Here is a 15,074-nt window from a genome sequence, read left to right as displayed (position 1 = left end):
GGTCCGTTTTCCGGGCACCCCCTTGACATCGCCCCCACCCTCCAGGCAATCTTCCGTTAAGCAGAAACTAACTTCCGCAATACGGAAGGAGCGCCGAAACCCTCATGGGCTACCCGGACCAGCGCTTCGATGTGAACCTTTCGATCCTCTTCACGGAACTCCCGCTCCTGGAGCGACCCGCGGCAGCCGCTGCGGCGGGCTTCACGGCGGTCGAGCTGTGGTGGCCGTGGACCGAGACCCCCACCCCTCCGCAGGCCGAACTCGACGCGCTCAAGAAGGCGCTCGACGAGGCGGGCACCCAGTTGGTGGGGCTGAACTTCTACGCCGGACAGCTGCCCGGCCCCGACCGCGGCGCGCTCTCCGTGCCCGGCACGGAGTCGGACCGCTTCCGGGCCAACATCGAGGTGGTGGCGGACTTCGCCGCCTCGGTCGGCTGCAAGGCGCTCAACGCGCTCTACGGCAACCGGGTCGACGGCGTCGACCCGGCCGCGCAGGACGAACTCGCCCTGGAGAACCTGGTCACCGCCGCCCGCGCGGCCGACCGGATCGGGGCGGTCCTGCTGATCGAGACCCTGAACGAGCCGGAGTCGCCGCGCTACCCGCTGGTCAGCGCACCGGCCGGGATCGAGGTCGTCGACCGGGTCAACGCGGCGACGGGCCTCGGCAACGCGAAGTTCCTCCTGGACCTCTACCACCTGTCGATGAACGGCGAGGACCTCAGCCAGGTCATCACCGCGTACGCCGGCAGGACCGGGCACGTCCAGATCGCGGACAACCCGGGGCGCGGCGCGCCCGGCACCGGCTCGCTCCCGCTGGAGCAGCTCCTCGACGAGCTGACGAAGGCCGGTTACGACGGCTGGGTCGGCCTGGAGTACAAGCCGGGCGACCGGACGGGCGCCGAGTCCTTCGCATGGCTCCCGGCCACCGCGCGGGCCGCCCGCTGAGGGCGGCGGACTCCCCCTCGTACACACGCTTATCGGAAGGCACCCTCATGAGCAACAACCTCCCCAAGGTTGCGTGGATCGGGCTCGGCATCATGGGTTCGCCCATGTCCGAGAACCTGATCAAGGCCGGTTACGACGTCACCGGTTACACCCTGGAGCAGGACAAGGTCGACCGGCTGGCCGCGGCCGGCGGGACCGGCGCGTCCTCGATCGCCGAGGCGGTCAAGGACGCGGACGTGGTCATCACGATGGTGCCCGCCTCCCCGCAGGTCGAGGCGATCGCGTACGGCCCCGAGGGCATCCTGGAGAACGCGAAGCGCGGCTCGCTGCTGATCGACATGTCCTCGATCACCCCCCAGACCTCGGTGGACCTGGCGAAGCACGCCGCCGAGAAGGGCATCCGGGTCCTGGACGCCCCCGTCTCCGGCGGCGAGGCCGGCGCCATCGAGGCCGTGCTGTCCATCATGGTGGGCGGCGGGCAGGCCGACTTCGACGCCGCGAAGCCGCTGCTCGACGCGCTGGGCAGGACCATCGTGCTGTGTGGTCCGCACGGCTCCGGACAGACGGTGAAGGCGGCCAACCAGCTGATCGTCGCGGTCAACATCCAGGCCTGCGCCGAGGCCGTCGTCTTCCTGGAGAAGTCGGGCGTCGATCTCTCCGCCGCCCTGGACGTCCTCAACGGCGGACTGGCCGGCTCGACCGTGCTGACCCGCAAGAAGGACAACTTCCTGAACCGGAACTTCGCCCCGGGCTTCCGGATCGACCTGCACCACAAGGACATGGGCATCGTCACGGACGCCGCCCGCAACGTCGGTGCCGCACTGCCGGTCGGCGGCGTGGTCGCCCAGCTCGTCGCCTCGCTGCGCGCGCAGGGCGACGGCGGGCTGGACCACTCGGCGCTGCTGCGCTCGGTCGAGCGCCTGTCCGGTCAGCCCGTCCGGGGCTGACCGATGCGGCCGGGCCCCGCGCGGGCCCGGCCGGCACCACCCGCCGGGTGCGCATCCCCCGGCCCACAGACTTCCGGGCGGCGCCGGCGCTGACACCTGTCCTGTCGCGCCCAGGCGCCGGCGCCGTCCGGAACACCTCCCGCTCCACCCCTCCCTCATGAATTTCAACAAACTGTTGACGTCGGGTTCGGAGCGTACTTACGCTCCTGGAGCCCCCAGGGCGTCGCAGTTCAGCAGCTCCCGTACGGAAGGTCGCCCCGACACCATGACGCAGCGCGTGCTTACGACCGAGTCCGGCGCCCCGGTCGCCGACAACCAGAACTCCGCCACCGCCGGCGCCGGCGGCCCGATCCTCCTCCAGGACGGTCACCTCCTGGAGAAGCTCGCCCGCTTCAACCGGGAGCGCATCCCGGAGCGCGTGGTGCACGCCCGGGGCTCCGGCGCGTACGGCTACTTCGAGGTGACCGACGACGTCACCGGTTTCACCCGTGCGGACTTCCTCTCCGAAGTGGGCCGCCGCACCGAGACGTTCATCCGGTTCTCGACGGTCGCCGACTCGCTCGGCGGCGCGGACGCGGTACGCGACCCGCGCGGCTTCGCGCTCAAGTTCTACACGGACGAGGGCAATTACGACCTCGTCGGCAACAACACCCCGGTGTTCTTCATCAAGGACCCGATCAAGTTCCCCGACTTCATCCACTCGCAGAAGCGTGACCCGTTCACGGGCCGTCAGGAGCCGGACAACGTCTGGGACTTCTGGGCGCACGCACCCGAAGCCACGCACCAGGTCACCTGGCTCATGGGCGACCGCGGCATCCCCGCCTCGTACCGCCACATGAACGGCTACGGCTCGCACACCTACCAGTGGACGAACGCCGCGGGCGAGGCCTTCTTCGTCAAGTACCACTTCAAGACGAACCAGGGCGTGCGCTCGCTCTCCGCCGACCAGGCCGCGGAGCTCGTCGGCAAGGACGCCAGCTCCCACCAGACGGACCTGCTCCAGGCCATCGAGCGCGGAGTGAACCCGTCCTGGACGCTGTACGTGCAGGTCATGCCCGCTGCCGAGGCGGCGGACTACCGCTTCAACCCGTTCGACCTCACCAAGGTGTGGCCGCACAGCGACTATCCGCTCCAGCGGGTGGGCCGGCTGGTCCTGGACCGGAACCCGGACAACGTCTTCGCCGAGGTGGAGCAGGCCGCGTTCTCCCCGAACAACTTCGTGCCCGGCATCGGCCCGTCCCCGGACAAGATGCTCCAGGGCCGGCTGTTCGCCTACGCGGACGCGCACCGCTACCGGCTGGGCGTCAACCACACCCACCTGCCGGTGAACGCGCCGCGCACGGCCGTCGTCGACAACTACGGCCGCGACGGGCTGCACGCCACGCGCAACGGGGCCCGGCACGACAAGAACTACGAGCCCAACTCGTACGCGGGCCCGGCCCAGACGGACGCGGCCTTCTCCGCCCCGCTGCCCGTCCAGGGCTGGACCGGCACGCACGAGGCGCCCGCCCACGCGAAGGACGACGACTTCTTCCAGGCGGGTGAGCTGTACCGGCTGATGTCGGACGACGAGAAGGGCCGGCTGGTCGCCAACATCGCGGGCGGCCTGTCGCAGGTCACGCGCGATGACGTGATCGAGAAGAACCTCGCCCACTTCCACGCCGCGGACGCCGAGTACGGCAAGCGCGTGGAGGAGGCCGTCCGCGCCCTGCGCGAGGACTAGGCCCTCCCCCAGACCCTGCCCGCGCCGTCGCGCCCACCCGGATGAGGGGTTGCGCACGGTGCGGGCAGGACGAGGCCGCGGCGGCGGTGCGATGCCAGTGCGGTGGTGTGGGCGGCGGTGCCGGTTCCGGACCTGAAGGAACCGGCCCCCGCCGCCCTCTCGCGCCTCGCCGCGGCCCCTGTCATTCCGTTTCACCAGGGCGTGGAGCACGGACTACGGTCCCGTGCTCCACGCCCTTTCGCGTGCGCGGGCTCATGGGGTGAACGGTTCCGTCCTCACGCGCCGGGCGGGCTGGGATGCGGCGCCGGACGGGCCGGGTTGCGGCGCCGGACAGCCGGTCGAACTGCGGACGCGTCGTTTCTTCGCCGTGGACGCCGCGCGCCGTCACAGCGGACGGCCGGCACGATCCAGCCCGTCCGGCGCTTGAGGACAGCTTTCCAGCCGTCCGGCGTCTGAGGACAGCCCCCAGCCCGTCCGGCGCCGAGGGCACAACGCCGCGGCCCCCGCCCCCGTACAACGGAGAGGCGGGGGCCGCGGGCCCGGGGCAGTCAGGCGGATGCGAGTGGGCGGATCGCCGTCGGGGCGTGGCCCGGCTCCGTCGCGACGTCCTCGAACTCGTTGACCGACGCGATGTCCGTACCGCTCATCGCGATGTTCGTGACCCGTTCCAGGATCGCCTCCACGACCACCGGCACCCGGAACTCCGCCGCCAGCTTCTTCGCCTCCTCGAAGGCCGGCAGCAGCCGGTCCGGCTCGGTGACCCGGATCGCCTTGCAGCCCAGGCCCTCGACGACCTTGACGTGGTCCACGCCGTAGACGCCCAGTTCCGGGGAGTTGAGGTTCTCGAACTCCAGGTTGACCTGGAAGTCGATGTCGAAGTTGCGCTGCGCCTGGCGGATGAGCCCCAGGTAGGAGTTGTTCACCAGGACGTGCACGTACGGGATGCGGTGCTGCGCGCCGACCGCGAGCTCCTCCAGCATGAACTGGAAGTCGTAGTCGCCGGAGAGCGCGACGACGGAGCCCTCGGGGTCGGCCGTCGCGACGCCCAGGGCGGCCGGGATGGTCCAGCCGAGGGGGCCCGCCTGGCCGCAGTTGATCCAGTGGCGCGGCCGGTAGACGTGCAGCATCTGCGCGCCGGCGATCTGGGAGAGGCCGATCGTGGTGACGTACCGGGTCTCGGGCCCGAACGCCCGGTTCATCTCCTCGTACACGCGCTGCGGCTTCAGCGGCACGTTGTCGAAGTGCGTCCGCCGCTGCAGGCTCGCCTTGCGTTCCTGCGTGGAGGCCGCCCACTGCGAGCGGTCCTTCAGCCGGCCGGCCGCCTTCAGCTCACGCGCCACCTCGATGAACAGCTCCAGCGCGGCCCCGGCGTCGGAGGCGATGCCGAGGTCGGGGGCGAAGATCTTGCCCAGCTGGGTGGGCTCGATGTCGACGTGGACGAACGTCCGGCCCTGCGTGTAGACGTCCAGCTTGCCGGTGTGGCGGTTGGCCCAGCGGTTGCCGATGCCGAGGACGAAGTCGGACTCCAGGAAGGTCGCGTTGCCGTAGCGGTGCGAGGTCTGGAGGCCGACCATGCCGGCGTTGAGCGTGTGGTCGTCGGGGATGATGCCCCATCCCATCAGCGTGGGGACGACCGGAATGCCGGTCAGTTCGGCGAACTCCACGAGGAGTTCGCAGGCGTCGGCGTTGATGATGCCGCCGCCCGCGACGAGCAGCGGGCGCTCGGAGGCGTTCAGCATCTCCAGGGCGCGCTCGATCTGCTTGCGGCTCGCCGCGGGCCTGTGCACCGGCAGCGGCTCGTACAGATCGGGGTCGAACTCGATCTCGGTGAGCTGCACGTCGATCGGCAGGTCGATGAGGACCGGGCCTGGACGGCCGGTGCGCATCAGGTGGAAGGCCTGCTGGAAGACGCCGGGGACCTGCGCGGCCTCCAGGACGGTGGTGGCCGCCTTGGTGACCGGCTTCGCGATCGACGCGATGTCGACCGCCTGGAAGTCCTCCTTGTGGAGCACCGCGGTCGGGGCCTGGCCGGTGATGCACAGGATCGGGACGGAGTCCGCGATGGCGGAGTAGAGGCCGGTGATCATGTCGGTGCCGGCCGGTCCCGACGTGCCGATGCAGACGCCGATGTTCCCCGGGCGGGCCCGGGTGTAGCCCTCCGCCATGTGGGAGGCGCCCTCGACGTGGCGGGCGAGCGTGTGATGAACCCCGCCGGAGGCTTTGAGAGCCGCGTAGAAGGGGTTGATCGCCGCGCCCGGCACACCGAACGCGTTGCTGACGCCTTCGCGCTTGAGGATCTCAACTGCCGCTCGGGCAGCGGTCATTCGAGGCATTGAGTGCTCCTGCTCGGACCTGGGTGGAGTCGGGCTCTGTCGCGCCACCTGAGAGCACCAATTCCGCATTACGGAAAGTTGATTCTGCTATACGGAAGCAAATCTAAAGCGCACCCGGACAGCCGTCAAGGGAGGCGGCCGGGGAGGTCACGCCCGTGGACCCGAGCGACGAAGTACCCCAAGTCCCTCCCGGAGACCTCGCTCTTGGTGGAGCATGGAGGTACGGAGCGGAGCCGGCCCGGAATCCGGGTGCGGGCCGCATGGTCGTCGGCCGCAAGGAGTCCGAGGGTGGAATCAGTGCCGGTACGGTGCCCGGCCTGCCGCCGCGACCACGCGTACATGACGCCCGCCTATCCCTGTCCCTGCGGCTCGCCGACCGCCCCGCCCCTGATGCGCGGCGCCCCCGTCACGCCGATCACCCACCGCACCTGGAACGACGACTGGGTGACGGTGCGCTGCCGCGGCTGCGGCCGGCACGACCAGTGGCCGCAGCCGGAGCTGTGCTGCCCGTGCGGGGCCGTCCTGCGGATCCCGGTCCGCCCGGTGGCGGCGCCCGGCCGCGGGGACCGCTCCGCCGGGGCCGTACGGCCGTCGCACATACCGCTGCCGCGTACGGCCCCGGCGCCGCGGCCCCCGTTCCGGCCGCTGACGATCCGCACCGCGCGTGACGCGGTCGGCGCAGCCGCGCTGTACCTGACGTGGCTGGGCTACCGCGAGGTCGCACAGCCCGCCGAACGCCCCGCTTCCCGGATCGACCTGCGGGCGGCCGGACTGATCGCGCGGGTCGACTCCGCCACCCGGCCGACCGCGCTGCGCGACGTCGAATGCCTGTGGCTCCATGCCCTCAACGCCTCGGTGTCCAGCGTCTTCTTCTCACTGGCGGGCTACGCGCCGGACGCCCGGGAGCGGGCGGACGGGCTCCGCATCCCGCTGTTCGTCATGGACCTGACCGGGACCCCGCAGCCGGTGAACAGCCCGGCGGACGAACTGCTCAGCACCGGGGCCTGAGCCCGGTCTCCGCCACCGCCGGACAGGCCCTTCGCGCCATACTCAAGCATGCGCATCCGTCCAGCCCGCCGCTCCGATCTCCCTCTCCTCCAGGACATCGAGCGCGCCGCAGGCGAACCCTTCCGCACGCTCGGGATGCCCTCCGTGGCCGACGACGACCCTCCGTCCCTGGAACTGCTGGACGGCTACCGCGCGGCCGGCCGCGCCTGGGTGACCACGGGCCCCGACGACCGGCCCCTCGGCTATCTGATCGCCGACCCGGTCGACGGCGCCGCCCACATCGAGCAGGTCTCCGTCCATCCGTCGGCCGCCCGGCGGGGCCTGGGCAGCGCCCTCATCGACCACGCCGGGTCCCGCGCCGCACACGAAGGGCTGACCGCCCTGACCCTGACGACGTTCACCCACGTCCCGTGGAACGCGCCGTACTACGCCCGGCTCGGCTTCCGCGCCCTGACGGAATCCGGCCTCACGGACGGGCTGCGCAAGATTCGCGCCGAGGAGGCGGAGCACGGCCTCGACCGGTGGCCCCGGGTCTGCATGCGGCGCGACGTGCCGCACCTCACAGAAACCGTCCCGCCACAGTGAGTGCTATCGGTCACGTTCGAGCCAGGGGCCACAGATGTTCGGTCGGTTGTCAGTGGAGGGCCCTAGAGTGGGGCGCATGGTCTTAACTCCACGGCTTTCTCCACCCACGACACCCGCCGCCCCGACGCGCCACAGCTTTCCCGCGCAGCCGGCCCACCCCGCCGCCGTCGAGGCGAACGAGGCGATCCGCGCGCTCGTGGACGCGCGCGCCGGACAGGACTGGTCCCCCGTGGAGTCCGCGGCCTACGAGGTACTGCTGATCGAATGGGCGGCCGCGACCCAGGGCACCGCCGGCGACATCATCGAAGCCGCCTGACGGTGCCCGCCCGCCGGCGCTACCGGCTGTAGTTGTCCCGCAGTTCGACCTTCCGGACCTTTCCGCTGACCGTCATCGGGAAGGCCTCCATGATCCGGAGCAGGCGCGGCACCTTGTAGTGCGCCAGCTGCTCCGCGCAGAAGGCCTTGACCTCCTCCAGGCTCGGCGGATCCGCCGGGTCGGAGGGAATGACGCAGGCCAGGATCTCCTCGCCGTACCGCTCGTCGGCGACACCCACCACCTGCACGTCGGCGATCTTCGGGTGCCGGTAGAGGAATTCCTCGACCTCGCGGGGATAGACGTTCTCGCCGCCCCGGATGATCACGTCCTTGATCCGGCCGACGATCTGCACGTATCCGTCCTCGCGCATGACCGCGAGGTCCCCGGTGTGCATCCAGCGCCCGGCGTCGATCACCTCCGCGGTCCGCTCGGGCTGCTCCCAGTAGCCGAGCATCACGCTGTAGCCGCGGACGCACAGTTCGCCCGACACCCCGCGCTCCAGCGTCACCCCGGTCGCCGGGTCGACGACCTTGACCTCGATGTGCGGCATCACGCGGCCGACCGTGCCCGTGCGGCGCTCCAGGTCGTCGTCGCGGCGGGTCTGGGTGGAGACCGGTGAGGTCTCCGTCATGCCGTAGCAGATGGACACCTCGTCCATGTGCATCTCGGCGACGACCCGCTTCATCACCTCGACCGGGCAGGGTGATCCGGCCATGATGCCGGTGCGCAGCGAGGAGAGGTCGTACGAGGAGAAGGTGGGGAGGTTCAGCTCCGCGATGAACATGGTCGGGACGCCGTACAGCGAGGTGCAGCGCTCCTGTTCGACGGCGGCGAGCACGGCGGCCGCCTCGAAGGCGGGGGCGGGGATCACGATGCAGGCACCGTGCGAGGTGGCGCCGAGATTGCCCATGACCATGCCGAAGCAGTGGTAGAACGGCACCGGGAGACAGATCCGGTCCTGTTCGGTGTAGGCGACCAGCTCGCCCACGAAGTAGCCGTTGTTGAGGATGTTGTGGTGGGAGAGGGTGGCTCCCTTGGGAAAGCCGGTCGTGCCGGAGGTGTACTGGATGTTGATCGGGTCGTCGCAGGACAACCCGGCTTCCCGGGCGGCGAGTTGCTCCGATGTCACCGAGCCGGAGACGGCGAGGAGCTCGTCCCAGGAACGGTCGCCGATGTAGTGCACGGCGCGCAGGCCGGGGCAGTTCGCCCGGACCTGGTCGACCAGGGCCCGGTAGTCGCTGGTTCGGTGGGCGAGCGAGGCGGCCAGCAGCGAGATGCCGGCCTGCTTCAGCACGTACTCCAGCTCGTGTGCCCGGTAGGCGGGGTTGATGTTGACCATGACGGCGCCGATACGCGCGGTCGCGTACTGGACGAGCACCCACTCCGGGCAGTTGACCGCCCAGATGCCGACCCGGTCCCCACGGTCCACGCCCGAGGCCATGAGCGCACGGGCCAGTTCGTCGACGGCCGCGCCGAACTCGGCGTAGGTCCAGCGCCTCCCGGACGGTACGTCGACGAGCGCCTCCCGGTCCGGGTACGCCTGGACCGCCCGGTCGAGATTGCGCCCGATCGTGTCGCCGAGCAGGGCGGTGGTGCCGGTGCCGTGGGCGTAGGACGGCTCGGTCATGCCAGGTCCCCCTCGCTGTACTCGGTGCCGCCGCCCTGGGCGGTGCGCTCACGCAACTCGATGCGGCGGATCTTCCCCGAGACGGTCTTGGGCAGCTCGGCGAACTCCAGCCGGCGGACCCGCTTGTACGGGGCGAGCACGGCACGGGAGTGGGCGAAGAGCACCTTGGCGGTGTCCGGTCCGGGCTCCCAGCCCTCGGCGAGCACGATGTACGCCTTCGGGACGGAGAGGCGCACCGGGTCGGGGGCCGGCACGACGGCGGCCTCGGCGACCGCTTCGTGCTCCAGCAGGGCGCTCTCCAGCTCGAACGGGGAGATCTTGTAGTCGGAGGCCTTGAAGACGTCGTCGGCGCGGCCGACGTACGTGATGTAGCCGTCGGCGTCGCGGGCGCCGATGTCGCCGGTGCGGTAGTAGCCGCCCGCCATGGCCTCGGCGGTACGGTCCGGGTCGCCGTGGTATCCGGTCATCAGGCCGACCGGATGGCCGGACAGATCGAGCGAGATCTCACCCTCGACGGCGCCGGGCTCGCCGCTGACCGGGTCGAGGAGGACGACCTTGAAGCCCGGGCTGGGGCGGCCCATCGAACCGGCCTTCAGGACCTGGCCGGGAGTGTTCGCGACCTGGACGGCGGTCTCCGTCTGGCCGAAGCCGTCGCGGATGGTGACGCCCCAGGCGCGCCGGACCGTCTCGATGACCTCGGGGTTCAGCGGTTCGCCCGCTGCGACGACCTCGCGCGGCGGGGTCGTCAGCTGGGAGAGGTCGGCCTGGATCAGCATGCGCCAGACGGTGGGCGGGGCGCAGAAACTGGTGACGCCCGAGCGGTCCATCTCGGCCATCAGCCGGCCGGCATCGAAGCGGGTGTAGTTGAAGATGAAGACGGTCGCCTCGGCGCTCCACGGGGCGAAGAGGTTGGACCAGGCGTGCTTGGCCCAGCCGGGCGAGGAGATGTTGAGGTGGACGTCGCCGGGCTTGAGCCCGATCCAGTACATCGTCGACAAGTGGCCCACGGGGTAGGAGACATGGGTGTGCTCGACGAGCTTGGGGCTGGCGGTGGTGCCCGAGGTGAAGTAGAGCATCAGCGGTTCGTCGGCGTCGGTCTCGCGGTCCGCCGTGAAGGTCTCCGGCTGCTCGTCGGCCCCGGTGTAGGAGATCCAGCCCTCGGTGTCGGCGCCGACGGAGATCCGGGTGTAGTCGCCGGGCACGTCGTCGAACTTGGCGGTGTCGGCGTCCCGGACCAGGACATGCCGGACCCGGCCGCGCTCGACGCGGTCGCGCAGGTCGACGGGGCCCAGCAGCGGCGTCGCGGGGATGACGACGGCGCGCAGCTTCATCGCGGCGAGCGCGGTCTCCCAGAGTTCGGTCTGGTTGCCGAGCATGACGAGGATGCGGTCGCCCTCGCGCACGCCCTGGGCACGCAGCCAGTTCGCGGCCTGGTTGGAGCGGGCGGACATCCGGGCGAAGGACACCTCGGTCCGTCCGCCGTCCTCCTCGACGATGTGCAGGGCGGTGCGGTCGTTGCCCTCGGCGATGACGTCGAACCAGTCGATCGCCCAGTTGAAGTGGTCGCTGCGGGGCCAGCGGAAGCCCTCGTACGCCGCGGTGTAGTCCTCGCGGTGCCGAAGCAGGAAGTCCCGGGCGGCCCGGAACGTCTCCGTCGCGCTGGATGCCGACATGTGCCCTCCTCAGTGCGGACCGGACCGGTCTCGGTCTCGGGCCGGTCGCTTAACATCATGTAAACAGTGACCCAGCTCTCACCACCCCCGAACGGGGGTGCCGTGCGGAATACCGTGTTCCCGGAGCCGGGCGGAGAGGCGTCAGCGTGCCGGAATCGGTCGATGCGGTCGAGATGCAAGCGGCGCTGCTGCGGCTGCGCCGGACGAGCGGGCTGCCCGTGGCGTTCGGCGGGCTGCTCTCCGACACCCGCCACGCCAGGATCGCGGAGCTGAACGGGGCGCAGACCACGGCCCTGCGCGGACTGGTGATCTCGGCCGGCAGCGGCCTCGGCGGCAAGTCGATCGCCCTGTCCCGGCCGTGCGCGGTGACCGACTACCACTCCTCGCGCCACATCAGCCACGAGTACGACATGGCCGTGGCCGCCGAGGGCCTGCGCTCGGTGGTCGCCGTACCCGTCGTCGTACGCCGCAGGGTGCGGGGTGTGCTGTACGGCGCGCTGCGCGAGCCCCTCGGCCTGGGGGACCGTACGTTCGACGCGGCGGTCGCGGCGGCCCGCGACGTGGAGCAGGCGCTGGTCGTGCGGGACGAGGTGCAGCAGCTGCTCGCCGTGACCCGGGAGGAGGTCACCGACCCGCGGGCCGTGCCCGGGGCGTGGGAGGACGTCCGGGAGGCCCACCGTGAGCTGCGCGCCCTCGCACCCAAGGTCGTCGACCCGGAACTGCGGGAGGAGTTGCTCGCGGTGTGCGGGCGGCTCGCCGCCGCGGCCGGTACCCCGGCGACCAGGGCGCGCGGGGTCCAGCTGGCGCCGCGCGAGGTGGACGTGCTCGCCTGCGTCGCCGCGGGCGCCACGAACGCGGTGGCGGCGGCCCGGCTCGGACTGCGGCCGGAGACGGTGAAGGGGTACCTGCGCGCGGCGATGCGGAAGCTGGGCGCGCACACCCGGCTGGAGGCGGTCGTGGCGGCCCGGCGGGCGGGGCTGCTGCCGTAGGTTCAGTCGGGCGGCCCGGCGGGCGGGGCTGCTGCCGTAGGTTCAGTCGGGCGGCCCGGCGGGCGGGGCTGCTGCCGTAGGTTCAGTCGCCGAAGTCGACGAACGGGGCGAAGCGGACGTCGGCGTCTTCGGTGGCCGCCTCCGTCATCGCGGACCGCAGGGCCACGGCCTCGTCCGTGACCTCGTCCCGCTCGGCCGCGGTGAACGGGCGCAGCTCCTGCACGGTGACCGTCGTCGGCGTACCGGGACCGGCCTCCAGCCGCCAGATCGCCGCGAGGAACCCGTCGACCAGCACGCTGCCGTACGCCTGGTTCCCCACCCCGTTGCGTCCCTTGAGCGGTGCCGGAATCACACGGGTCCGGTCCGCGTGGCCGAGCAGGACGTTGTCGAACTCGGGCAGGAAGCGGGGCGGGGCCGGGGTGTCCTCATCGGGACGCGGGGCGTCGGGCAGGTCGAACAGCTCGACGCCGTTCTCGTCGCGGAAGGTGACCAGCTGCGGGCGGAGCCGTTCGAAGACCTCGCGCAGCCGGGCCAGCCCGGCCCAGGACTGCATGTCCTTGACCGAAGCGGGTCCGAAGGCGGCGAGGTAGCGCAGCACGGTGCTGTCGGGCGCGGGAACCGGCTCGGAGGGTCTGCCGAGCCAGTGCTCCGCGGTGGTCAGCGCGACCTGGCCGCTCTTGCCCCAGACACCGCGCGGAGTGGTCTGGACGAGGGGCAACAGGCAGCGTGCGGCCGTGCCCAGCGCCTGCGGATCCGCGTCGGGCCACTCGGTGAGCAGCCGTTCGCGGATCTCCTTCGGGGTGCGGGGCGCCTCTTCGACGTATGCCCTGCCGAGGTCCCTCAGCCGGTCGAGGTCCACGCCCACGAGCCCCTTCCGGAAGATCCTGAGCTCCCGGTCGCGGGCCTCCTGGACGAGGGGGCGCAGGGTCAGGGCGTCGTCGGCGGTGTGGGTGTGGAGAGTGGAGCGCAGCGTGACGATGCGGACGACCCGGCGCGACTCCATCAGCGTGGCGAGGTGGGCCGGTTCGAAGCCCTCCAGCCGGGCGAGGAGCTGGAAGTACGGCGGCTTGGTGTTCTGCGCCTGGAGTCCGACGAGATGCCGGACGGCGTCCTCGGCGCTCATCGCCGTACGCCGGAGCAGGAGTTGGCGCTCCAGGGTCGCGCGCCCGAGTGCCCGCGGCGAGAGCACGGCGGCCGGGGCGGCGGCGGAGGTCTTCTTCTTCACAGCCATGGACGGCACGCTACGCGGCCATGCGGTCAGGTCCCGTCCTGATGGCGGCTTCCCGGCCGGGGCGCGTCCCGGTGGCGGAGTCCCGCAGCGGTACGTCCCGCGCCATGCCGCGGCCGGCGGGTTCCCGGATCGCGGGCCGGCCGCCCGCATCATGGTCCGGTGATCAGCGTCCTGTTCGCCGTCCTGACCGCGCTCAGCAACGGCGCGGCCTCCGTCCTCCAACGCCGTGCCGCGAGCACCGCACCCGACAGCGAGGCGATGCGGCTGTCGCTGATCGGCCATCTGCTGCGCCAGAAGGTGTGGCTGGCCGGCATCGGCCTGGTGATCGTCGCCGCCGTCTGCCAGGCCGTGGCGCTGGCGACGGGCCCCATCTCCGTGGTGCAGCCGATCTTCGTGATCGAACTGCCGGCGACGCTCCTGATGGCCGGATTCGTGATGCGGGTGCGGCTGCCCCGGTCCGTGTGGTCCGGCGTGGCCGCCGTGACGTTCGGTCTGGCCCTCGGCCTGGCGTCGGCCGCTCCGGGCGGCGGCAGCGCCGCGGTGCACGGGGCCGCGTGGGTCCCCGCGCTGATCCTGACGGGTCTGTTCGAGGCGGCGCTGATCGGGAGCGCGCTGGCCACCCGCGGCAATCCGCGGGCGGCGCTGCTGGGCCTGGCCGCCGCGTGCGCGTACGCACTCACCGCGGCCCTGATGAAGGACGCCATGGCCCGGCTCGACGAGGGCGGGGCGGCGGCGCTGTTCACGTCCTGGCAGCTCTACGCCACCGCGGCGGCGGGCGTCGGCGCGCTGTTCCTGCTGCAGAACGCGCTGCAGGCGGGCACGCTGGTCGCGGTCCAGCCGTGTCTGACCCTGGGCGACGCCCTGATCAGCATCCTGTACGGGGTGACCCTGTTCGGTGAGGACCTGCGCACCGGCTGGTGGCTGCTGCCGGAGCTGCTGGCCCTCGGGCTGATCGCCGCGGGCTGCGTGGTACTGGCGCGCTCGCCGCTCGCCTCCGGGAACGCGACGGCCCCGGCCCGTGCGCGGCGCGTCGACTGAGACGCCGCGTACGGGCCGGGGCCGGGGCGCTCACGCCGGGCGCCCGGCGGTGGCCGGTGGCTACTTGCTGACCGCGAAGCGCATCAGGGCCTGCTCGTCGCCCTGCTTGATCTTCCCCGTCTCGTTGATCACCTCGAGCTTCCAGCTGCCGCCGACCCGCATGGCCTTGGCCACGGCGCAGCCGTTGTCGTTGCTGAGGAGGCTCGGCCAGATGTCGGCGACCTGCTGGGTGGTGCCGCCCGTGGCGTCGTACACCTTGAAGCTGATGTTGCGCGCGCTCTGGAAGGAGCTGTGCTTCTTGTACGCGGCGGCGATGAAGACGATGGACGTGATGTTGGGCGGCACCCGGGCGAAGTCGACGGTCACGGTCTCGTCGTCGCCGTCACCGTGCCCGGTCTGGTTGTCGCCGCTGTGCACGAGCGCGCCGTTGGCCAGCGGGTCGAGGGAATCCAGGCCTGCCAGCCGCACGGGCTCCGCGCCCTGCATCGCGATGGCGATCAGGTCGAGGTCGGTACCCTTCTTCTGACGCAGCTTCCCGATCAGTCCGCCACTGGCGCCGACCGTGGGGTCCCAGGACACCCCGATGGACAGATGGGTCACCCCGTCCAGATCCGCCGGGCCGTCTTCCTTCTTCAACGTGATCATGCGTGATCCTCTTCG

General features: G+C 71.4%; 13 protein-coding genes. 8 read left to right on the top strand and 5 right to left on the bottom strand.

Going from position 1 to position 15,074, the window contains the following annotated elements:
- Window positions 1-104 precede the first annotated feature (104 nt).
- The 3 genes from ACIQMX_RS18005 to ACIQMX_RS17995 all read left to right on the top strand — a co-directional run bounded on the left by ACIQMX_RS18005 (window position 105) and on the right by ACIQMX_RS17995 (window position 3,614).
- Window positions 105-944, top strand: coding sequence for a TIM barrel protein (locus tag ACIQMX_RS18005; RefSeq protein WP_363078690.1), 840 nt, complete (start codon window positions 105-107; stop codon window positions 942-944).
- A gap of 47 nt (window positions 945-991) precedes the next feature.
- Window positions 992-1,891 (top strand): 2-hydroxy-3-oxopropionate reductase, encoded by a 900-nt coding sequence (locus ACIQMX_RS18000; protein WP_402479062.1) that lies wholly within the window; start codon window positions 992-994, stop codon window positions 1,889-1,891.
- Window positions 1,892-2,156: 265 nt separating this feature from the next.
- Complete coding sequence (locus ACIQMX_RS17995) at window positions 2,157-3,614, top strand: catalase (RefSeq protein WP_402479059.1); 1,458 nt, start codon at window positions 2,157-2,159, stop codon at window positions 3,612-3,614.
- A 548-nt stretch (window positions 3,615-4,162) separates the two neighbouring features.
- Here the strand turns inward: ACIQMX_RS17995 and gcl are convergent.
- Complete coding sequence (gene gcl / locus ACIQMX_RS17990) at window positions 4,163-5,947, bottom strand: glyoxylate carboligase (RefSeq protein WP_402479057.1); 1,785 nt, start codon at window positions 5,945-5,947, stop codon at window positions 4,163-4,165.
- A gap of 288 nt (window positions 5,948-6,235) precedes the next feature.
- On the opposite strand from gcl, the gene ACIQMX_RS17985 reads away from it, so the two are divergent.
- From ACIQMX_RS17985 to ACIQMX_RS17975, 3 genes are all read left to right on the top strand, one after another.
- Window positions 6,236-6,955: a hypothetical protein gene (locus ACIQMX_RS17985; protein WP_402479055.1), complete on the top strand. Its 720-nt coding sequence runs from the start codon at window positions 6,236-6,238 to the stop codon at window positions 6,953-6,955.
- Between the two features lie 48 nt (window positions 6,956-7,003).
- On the top strand, window positions 7,004-7,540 hold the full coding sequence (locus ACIQMX_RS17980) for a GNAT family N-acetyltransferase (RefSeq protein WP_402479052.1): 537 nt from the start codon (window positions 7,004-7,006) through the stop codon (window positions 7,538-7,540).
- 76 nt (window positions 7,541-7,616) lie between these two features.
- On the top strand, window positions 7,617-7,856 hold the full coding sequence (locus ACIQMX_RS17975; RefSeq protein ID WP_402479049.1) for a hypothetical protein: 240 nt from the start codon (window positions 7,617-7,619) through the stop codon (window positions 7,854-7,856).
- A gap of 19 nt (window positions 7,857-7,875) precedes the next feature.
- On the opposite strand, the gene ACIQMX_RS17970 is transcribed toward ACIQMX_RS17975, so the two are convergent.
- Together ACIQMX_RS17970 and ACIQMX_RS17965 are read right to left on the bottom strand one after the other, a co-directional pair.
- Window positions 7,876-9,483 carry an AMP-binding protein gene (locus tag ACIQMX_RS17970; protein WP_402479046.1) on the bottom strand — a complete coding sequence of 536 codons (1,608 nt, stop codon included), beginning with the start codon at window positions 9,481-9,483 and terminating at the stop codon, window positions 7,876-7,878.
- Window positions 9,480-11,156 (bottom strand): AMP-binding protein, encoded by a 1,677-nt coding sequence (locus ACIQMX_RS17965; RefSeq protein ID WP_363067204.1) that lies wholly within the window; start codon window positions 11,154-11,156, stop codon window positions 9,480-9,482. Before ACIQMX_RS17965 ends, ACIQMX_RS17970 begins: the two co-directional genes overlap by 4 nt.
- A 146-nt stretch (window positions 11,157-11,302) precedes the next feature.
- Here ACIQMX_RS17965 and ACIQMX_RS17960 point away from each other — a divergent pair, with 146 nt between their 5' ends.
- Window positions 11,303-12,145 (top strand): helix-turn-helix transcriptional regulator, encoded by an 843-nt coding sequence (locus tag ACIQMX_RS17960; protein WP_363067203.1) that lies wholly within the window; start codon window positions 11,303-11,305, stop codon window positions 12,143-12,145.
- A gap of 82 nt (window positions 12,146-12,227) precedes the next feature.
- Here ACIQMX_RS17960 and ACIQMX_RS17955 read toward each other — a convergent pair whose 3' ends face one another.
- Window positions 12,228-13,376 (bottom strand): winged helix DNA-binding domain-containing protein, encoded by a 1,149-nt coding sequence (locus tag ACIQMX_RS17955; RefSeq protein WP_402479042.1) that lies wholly within the window; start codon window positions 13,374-13,376, stop codon window positions 12,228-12,230.
- 159 nt (window positions 13,377-13,535) lie between these two features.
- Here ACIQMX_RS17955 and ACIQMX_RS17950 point away from each other — a divergent pair, with 159 nt between their 5' ends.
- A complete protein-coding gene (locus ACIQMX_RS17950; protein ID WP_402479039.1) occupies window positions 13,536-14,414 on the top strand; it encodes a DMT family transporter in 879 nt (292 codons plus the stop codon).
- Between the two features lie 60 nt (window positions 14,415-14,474).
- Here the strand turns inward: ACIQMX_RS17950 and ACIQMX_RS17945 are convergent, their stop codons facing one another.
- Window positions 14,475-15,059, bottom strand: coding sequence for a TerD family protein (locus ACIQMX_RS17945; protein ID WP_363067200.1), 585 nt, complete (start codon window positions 15,057-15,059; stop codon window positions 14,475-14,477).
- Between the last annotated feature and the right edge of the window lie 15 nt (window positions 15,060-15,074).

The sequence above is a fragment of the Streptomyces sp. NPDC091416 genome, assembly GCF_044756845.1.
Classification (GTDB): Bacteria; Actinomycetota; Actinomycetes; order Streptomycetales; family Streptomycetaceae; genus Streptomyces.
This window is presented reverse-complemented; position numbering and strand designations above follow the sequence as displayed.